4 protein-coding genes and 1 pseudogene are annotated in these 4,336 nt (G+C 68.2%); 2 read left to right on the top strand and 3 right to left on the bottom strand.

The features are described from left to right. A partial coding sequence (locus AC1DO7_RS39795) for a DUF1175 family protein (protein WP_477117452.1) occupies positions 1–387 on the bottom strand: 387 nt, incomplete at its 3' end. Beyond that, positions 384–2,177: a DUF2138 domain-containing protein gene (locus AC1DO7_RS39800; RefSeq protein ID WP_441616931.1), complete on the bottom strand. Its 1,794-nt coding sequence runs from the start codon at positions 2,175–2,177 to the stop codon at positions 384–386. The genes AC1DO7_RS39795 and AC1DO7_RS39800, both read right to left, overlap by 4 nt. Before the next feature lie 238 nt (positions 2,178–2,415). Here AC1DO7_RS39800 and AC1DO7_RS39805 point away from each other — a divergent pair, with 238 nt between their 5' ends. Together AC1DO7_RS39805 and AC1DO7_RS39810 are read left to right on the top strand one after the other, a co-directional pair. Next, positions 2,416–3,354, top strand: coding sequence for an amino acid ABC transporter substrate-binding protein (locus tag AC1DO7_RS39805; RefSeq protein ID WP_441616933.1), 939 nt, complete (start codon positions 2,416–2,418; stop codon positions 3,352–3,354). A gap of 355 nt (positions 3,355–3,709) precedes the next feature. Next, complete coding sequence (locus tag AC1DO7_RS39810; protein WP_441616935.1) at positions 3,710–4,012, top strand: amino acid ABC transporter permease; 303 nt, start codon at positions 3,710–3,712, stop codon at positions 4,010–4,012. An 81-nt stretch (positions 4,013–4,093) separates the two neighbouring features. Here the strand turns inward: AC1DO7_RS39810 and AC1DO7_RS39815 are convergent. After that, a pseudogene (locus AC1DO7_RS39815) lies at positions 4,094–4,336 on the bottom strand (hypothetical protein); the annotation flags it as partial.

Here is a 4,336-nt window from a genome sequence, read left to right on the forward strand (position 1 = left end):
GGTCCAGCGCTGGCCGAGCGTGCGCTGGGCCGGGCTCAGGCTGAGCTCTGGCGGCAACTGGCGGGCCGCCGCGCCGCCCTGCATGCCGTTGGCGCGCAGCCAGCGTGCGTCGTGCACGCGCAGCGCCTCGCCCACGGCAAAGCGGACCAGGCCGACGCAGTCGCGCTGGTACCAGCGCGGAGTCGGGCCCTGCCGCAATTGCTCGCCGACGATGCGCACGAACCAGGCCCGGAACGCCGTGGTCTGGGCCGGGTCGAGCTGGCCGCCCTCGGGCGCGGCGGCTTCAAGCCCCGACAATGCCAGCGCACGGCCCGGGCCGGCCAGCGGCAGGCATGCCGCGGCCAGCGCCGCCAGCATCCCGCGACGGCCTCGGCGCAGGACCGTCACTGCGTGGCCTCTTGGCTGCCTTGCGTCTGCAGGAGCGCCGCGCTGGCCGGTGCGGCCGCCAGCACGCCGTGCGGTGCGCCGGACTGCTGCCATGTCACGGACACCCAGCCCCGGCCCGAAGGCAGGTTGCCCGGCAGCACCAGCGACATCGCCGGATAAGCGCCGAGGGCTTTGAGCTTGGGGAACAGATGCGCGCGCGCTGCGTTCAGGAACAGGGCTTCCTGGTCGGCGGGCAGCGCCCTGGTGGCTTCGCGCCGCACCAGCAGCGCCAGCGTGGACGGCGTGAAGCTCAGCACCGTGCGGGCCTGCCGGTCGCGCGGCATGGTGTCGGCCACCGCCGGGAAGCGCTTGCCCTGCACCGCCAGCGCGTCGTCGACGAGCGTGGCGTCGGGCGAGAACAGCACGGTATTGCCGGCCAGCGCCAGCGTCACGGGAAAATAAGCGCCGGCGGACAGCTGGGCCGCGAACGGCGCGCCCTTGGCCTCGCGCGTGCCATACGGCGAGCTGACTGGCCGCGACCACAGCTCGGCGTCGCCTGCGCCCTTGCGCCCCTGCACCGGCAGGCGCGCGTAGGTGCCCTTGTCGCCGCCGGCCGCGGGCTCGTAGGCACCGATTACCTGCTCGAACAGACCGGCCAGCAACGGGCGCAGCGCGGACGCAGCCTCGGCCGACTTCAGGCGCGCCATGAACAGGGGCGCGACCAGAGCCGACTTGCCATACCAGCAAACTGCGGCCGGGCCTTCGAACGCCTGGCCGACCTGGGCGGCAAGCTCGTCCTTGCCGCCGCTGACCTTCTGCAGCATCTTGCCGGCTGCCTGCCAGTCGACCGGCAGGGTGGCACAGGCAGCCGGATCCGCGGGCAAGGCCTGCCAGAGCGCGGCGGCATTCCACTTGCCGGGCAGGCGCGCGCCATCGACCAGCACGGCGCCTTGCCATTCCGTGCTGCCCGCGGCGGCCTTGGGATCGGCACCGGCGAAGTCGAAGCGCAACGCCTCGATGCCGGGGAAGAAGGCCTGGTAGCCGAAGGACAGATAGTTCGCGCCGACCACCACGCGGTGGCCCCTGGGCGCGCCCTTGACGGGTTCGAGCGCGAACGCCTGCAGCGGGGCCTCGCGGGCGGCGGCATCGTCGGACAGCCATGCCGCCACCGCTTTGGCGCGCGCGCCGATCGGCTTGCCTTCGGCATCGAGCAGCATGCCCGCCTCGGACAGCACCACCAGGCGCTCGCCCTTGCCCGCGATCAGCAAGCTGCGCGCGGGGCCGATGCGCAAGGCGTAGAGCGGCGTGCCGTCGATCTCGCCGGCGCGGGTGAGCTGGGTATCCGCCGGCGCAATGGTGCCGAGCGTCTGCAGCACCTTGGCCAGCCCGTTGCGCTCCATGGCCAGCGCCCAGTAGCGCAGCGTGCCGTCGGCGCCGCGCCAGGCCATCAGCCTGCCGGGCTCGTCGAAAACCCGCCTGAGCAGGGCGTCGGACCAGTCGAGGTCATGCTCGAAGGCAATGCGGCGCAAGGCGCCGGCGGCCGAGAGACGGCCTTCATTGTCTTCGTAGTAGTTCACGAAGTCCTCGGTGAGGACGTCGCGCAGCAGTGGCACGCGCAGCATGTCTTTCGGCAGGCTGGACAGACTTTCGCTGTCGACCAGCGCGTCCGGGCGGCCGAAATCCAGCTCGATCTGCCGCGGCTGCCCTTTCCAGGCCTTGCCGAACGGGTGCCAGACAAGCTGCACGGCCACGCCCGCGGCAAGCGCCATCGCGGCCACGCCGAGCCCGATTTTCCTGCGCGACATTCTCATGTTTCCCCACCGTCGTGATCACCGCACGTCACTGATGCAGCGAACCCGGTAGCGTACCGCGCACATCGATCCGCCCGCAAGCCGGCCGCTGTGAAATTTTGTGATACCAGCACTGCGCCTTTGCCGGGGCCCGTCGCTCGCCGTCCGGATATCTGGCAGGGTATTTACTTATGACGAAGATGTACTTTGTGCGCCACGGCACCCGGCGTACGCTTGCCGCTTTTGAAAGTCTCGCATCATGCTGTCGTTTGCCTCATTCAAAAGCGTTGGCGCGGCACGCGCCTCGCGCCTGCTCGTTGGCTTCGTTCTTGCCGCCGCCGGTGCGCTGGCGGCCGTCGCCCCCCATGCCGCCCTGGCCCAGAGCCCGGTGCTCGACAAGATCCGCAGCACGGGCACCATCGTCCTGGGCTACCGCGAATCGGCACTGCCCTTCTCGTTCGCCGATGACAAGGGCGAGCCGGCAGGCTACGCCGTGGACCTGTGCCTGCGCGCCGCCGAAGCCGCCCGCGTCAAGCTGGGCCTGAAGGCCATCAAGATCCGCTGGATGCCGCTCACGCCGCAAAACCGCATCCCTGCCGTGGTCAACGGCCTGGTCGACCTGGATTGCGCGCCCAACACGAACTCGCTGGAACGCCAGAAGCAAGTGGCCTTCAGCGTCTCGCACTACATTTCCACCGTGCGCATGCTGGTGCGCGCGGATTCGGGCATCCAGTCCTTCGAGGATCTGCGCGGCAAGAACGTGGTGACGAGCGCCGGCTCCACCGGCGACCGCCATGTGCGCCGCCTGAAGGCCCAGTATGGCTTTCACGACATCTATGCCAAGGACCACGGCGAGTCCTTCCTGCTGCTCGAATCCGGGCGCGCCCAGGCTTTCGTGATGGACGACGTGCTGCTTGCCGGCCTGCGCGCCCGCGCCAAGGATCCGTCGCAGTTCGTGATCGTGGGCCCGGCGCTGTCGACCGAACAGAACGCCCTGATGATGTCGCGCGCCGATTCGCAGTGGAAGGAACTGGTGGACCAGACCCTGGCCTCGGTCTTCGCCGGGCCGCAGGTCCTCGCGCTGCAGAAGCAATGGTTCCAGCAGCCGATCGGGACACGCAACATCAACCTGGCGCTGGCGCCCAGCGCGCAGGTACGTGACGCCTGGAAGCATCCTTCGGACGTGGCGACCGAGTAAGCCCGCACGCGTTGCGCTGTAACAAGAAACCCCGTCGACCGAGAGGTCCGCGGGGTTTTTGCGCCTTATTATTCACTTATCTGATTCACACAATGTCGGATGTAGCGCATCATCAACATGCGTGACAACTGTCAAGCAAGTCCCGCGGATCGCCGCAATAGCGGCTTTCCATAGGCCGGCATAAACCGTGTTCCCGGCAATACACCCCAAGTTGACAAGCGCAGGAAATGTTGGCGACACTGGGACTGAGCGGATAAACGGTTGGGGGGCTGCCAGGCTTGCGCAAGGTGATTCTCCCCAAGGCAGTTTTTCGCGTATTCGAACCGCCGCAAGGCGGCATTTTTCAGGAGAAACCATGAACAAGTTCGTCGCGACAGCCATCGCGCTTTGTATCGGCGCCGTTTCCGTGGCTGCCCAGGCCCAGACCGGCGGGAAGAAGTTCGACCCGTATAGCCAGGGCGCCAAGTCGGGCGAGAAATTCGACCCGTACACCCAGGGCGCCAAGTCGGGCGACAAGTTCGACCCGTACACCCAGGGCGCGAACAAGAGCACTCGCGCGGACCTGACCGGCGACGCATCGGCACCGGCTGCCAAGAAGTCGCACAAGAAGAGCAGCAAGAAGAGCAAGAAGCCCGCTTCGGCCGCCGCYGCCGGCTGATCGACAGGATCGGCACGGTACGGCAAAGAGCCCGCCATCCGGCGGGCTCTTTTCATTCCGGCACGGCACGGACACGAACGCTCAGGGCGCGCCCAGCTCCAGCGCCGTCACCTCGATGCGCTCGACCTTTTCCGGCCGGTTGTCTGCCTTGTCCTGCTTGTTGCGCTGGCGGACCTCGGTACGCAGGACAAAGGCCTCCGCCGGGCAATACCAGTCCGTGACGTACAGGACGGCGGGCTCCACCTGCACCACCTCCTCGCCCACCATCAGCGGGCCGAGCGACGTCCGTTTCTCGTAGGTGATGGGCATGCATTCCTTGCGGCC

This window comes from Cupriavidus sp. 05N40 (genome assembly GCF_056397305.1).